Raw genomic sequence first — 2331 nt, 5'->3', positions numbered from 1 at the left:
TCTAAAAATCAGTGCCACGTGAGATAATGCAGAACTAAGTATTAGCAATATTGCTGAAATTAACATGAGTGTTAAGCAGGGTAATGCTTTTATAACCGAAAGCCTAGGTAAATTCTTGATTACCAACATTCATCATCATATAGATGTTGCAGGCAGATATGAAAATACCTTTACAGGCTTGACAGCCGCCACCGAACGCATTATGGTAAAGAATTATAAAAAGCCAAATCCAAATATACTGTTGGCAGATGTAATGGATAATAATGACCCCGAAGGGCAAGGCCGGATCAAAGTAAAGTTTAAATGGGAATGCCAAACGAATGATATCACCGAATGGCTGAGGGTAATTACCCCAGATGCGGGAAGTAGTGAGCAAGTAAATACGAACAGAGGGTTTGTTTTTATACCTGAAGTTGGAGATCAGGTTGCCGTAACTTTTGAAGAAGGAAATATCGCCAGACCAATTGTATTAGGAAGTGTTTTCCATGGCATTAACGGCACCGGTGGTTACGAGTTTAATCATTTAAAAGCAATTGCAACCAGGAGTGGCCATTTAATAGAGTTTAATGATGCCGTTGGTACCGAAACAATTACCATTACAGATAAAAACCGAAATATTATACGCTTTGATACTAGTGCATCGAGTATTGAGATTTCTGCTCCCGAAAATATCAGTATCCGGGCTAAAAACATAGATATCAATGCCGAACAAAATATATCGATATCTGCTGGAGAACATATCTATAGTAACGCAGGTGGAAATATAAGCAGCAATGCTGGTGAAAATCATTCATTAATGGCCGAAAATATTACCATGGTAGCTAATGATAGTATTAATAAAACTGCTACACATATCGAAAAAACAGCAGAACAGATTAATTTGAATAGTACCCAAGAGAATATTGAATTTCATAGTGCCAAAGAGATCGTAAATAAGAGCGGCAGCAAGGTTAAATTATTTTAAGATGGGAACAATTAAATACATCAGCAAAACAATTACCGAAAATATAGGAAGTGCTAAATGGTTTTCTACCCAAGGAGGTATAAATTTTAATGCGACAAAAGAAGTAATTCTGCAAAGTAAATATAAGATAAAGTATGATCGATATGTGCCCTCAAAACAAACAGGGTAAACTAATCTTACCGTATTAATTAAAAACAAATGTATGCCCATGAATAAAATTGATTATAAATCTTTGGAAAAGCCTTTAAATATGCTTTTCAAGGTAGAAATCTCTGAAAAAACAGCATTTAAAGATGAGTATACCTTTAAACTTTTTGATATAGACATTTTACCAGATAAAACATCGTTTTGGTCTGGCCGTCAGAATATCGAAATTATACGCAAACAAAGTTTGATCGATGCGTTACCTGGTAACGATGCTGATTTATTCGTACAGCAGATTTCTGCAGCATTACATCAATTAACCTTAAAAATTGGGTTTAACGGAATACCAGTAAGTGTTGAAAAACAAAATGAGCTATGGCAAAAATGGTTGGCCATTAGAGAAAATGTGGCTAATACTTATACTGGAGATTGGATCGATTCGACCTTAATAACGGTTGACAAAAAGATGTTACCTAGTGAAGCATTAACCGAATATATCAAGCAAGACTTATTTCTTAACGAATATTTCAGAGGAGTTTATGATGCAAATTTTGTAGAAAACAATTTTAGTCAAAAAAGAGAAGTGTACGGTCTATGTCCTTTCCCTATCCCATTTAACGAAAAGTGGACACTTCAAACATCAGAGAATCAAAAACTGATTAAATTTTCTGGGAACTGGACCAAGAATGTTGATCAACCAGGATTTGATAACTGGTTAAAAACGAAGACAGATAATGATATGCCAGAAGTTAGTGTCGAAGGGTTTTATCAGATAGATCCAATTACTGGTTGGTGCAATGCCTTAGAAAGCACTTATTCATTAATAGCAAATAGTAGTTATATAAAAACACTAAAGATTACTTTAACAACCAATTAGAATTAGCCAAAATGGATTGGAGTACTGATGCTGAACCAACAAATAACGAAGAAAACCTAACAGATGATAAGATTACAGATAACCTAACTGTATCTATAGCATCAGACAGGCAAGTAATAGATGAGCCTAAACAAAATGGAAAAATTACCGAACTATTGGTATGTCATGGGGCTAAATGCACCTGCGATCAAGCGGTAGATCCCGCTCCGAAAAAGATGAACGTACTTAGCCATAACAAATATGTGATTAACGATAGTGGTGAAAGTAAATTTATTGCAACCACCTTAGAAAACAAAGTGCTTAACCTAAACTTTGGGCAATGCAAAGTACCCGACCCAAGTAAACC

4 protein-coding genes are annotated in these 2331 nt (G+C 35.2%); all 4 read left to right on the top strand.

From position 1 onward, the window contains the following. The first annotated feature begins 64 nt into the window (after window positions 1-64). Window positions 65-964, top strand: a complete 900-nt coding sequence (locus AC1DPQ_RS25155; protein ID WP_477611230.1) for a phage baseplate assembly protein V — start codon at window positions 65-67, stop codon at window positions 962-964. A gap of 1 nt (window position 965) precedes the next feature. After that, entirely contained in the window at window positions 966-1133 is a 168-nt protein-coding gene (locus AC1DPQ_RS25150) for a hypothetical protein (RefSeq protein WP_477581088.1), read from the top strand. Between the two features lie 33 nt (window positions 1134-1166). Next, entirely contained in the window at window positions 1167-1985 is an 819-nt protein-coding gene (locus AC1DPQ_RS25145; protein ID WP_477611229.1) for a hypothetical protein, read from the top strand. Window positions 1986-1996: 11 nt separating this feature from the next. Further along, window positions 1997-2331: PAAR-like protein (locus AC1DPQ_RS25140; protein ID WP_477611228.1), on the top strand; the 335-nt coding region annotated here is incomplete at its 3' end.

The organism is Pedobacter sp. 01T416_2, from assembly GCF_056398925.1.
Note: the sequence above shows the minus strand (reverse complement) of the source record. Positions and strands in the feature narration are given on the sequence as shown.

Coding starts and splice junctions, on each gene's coding strand:
- AC1DPQ_RS25145 (WP_477611229.1), top strand. CDS start 1,167: ATGCCCATGAATAAAATTGATTATAAATCTTTGGAAAAGCCTTTAAAT.
- AC1DPQ_RS25150 (WP_477581088.1), top strand. CDS start 966: ATGGGAACAATTAAATACATCAGCAAAACAATTACCGAAAATATAGGA.
- AC1DPQ_RS25155 (WP_477611230.1), top strand. CDS start 65: ATGAGTGTTAAGCAGGGTAATGCTTTTATAACCGAAAGCCTAGGTAAA.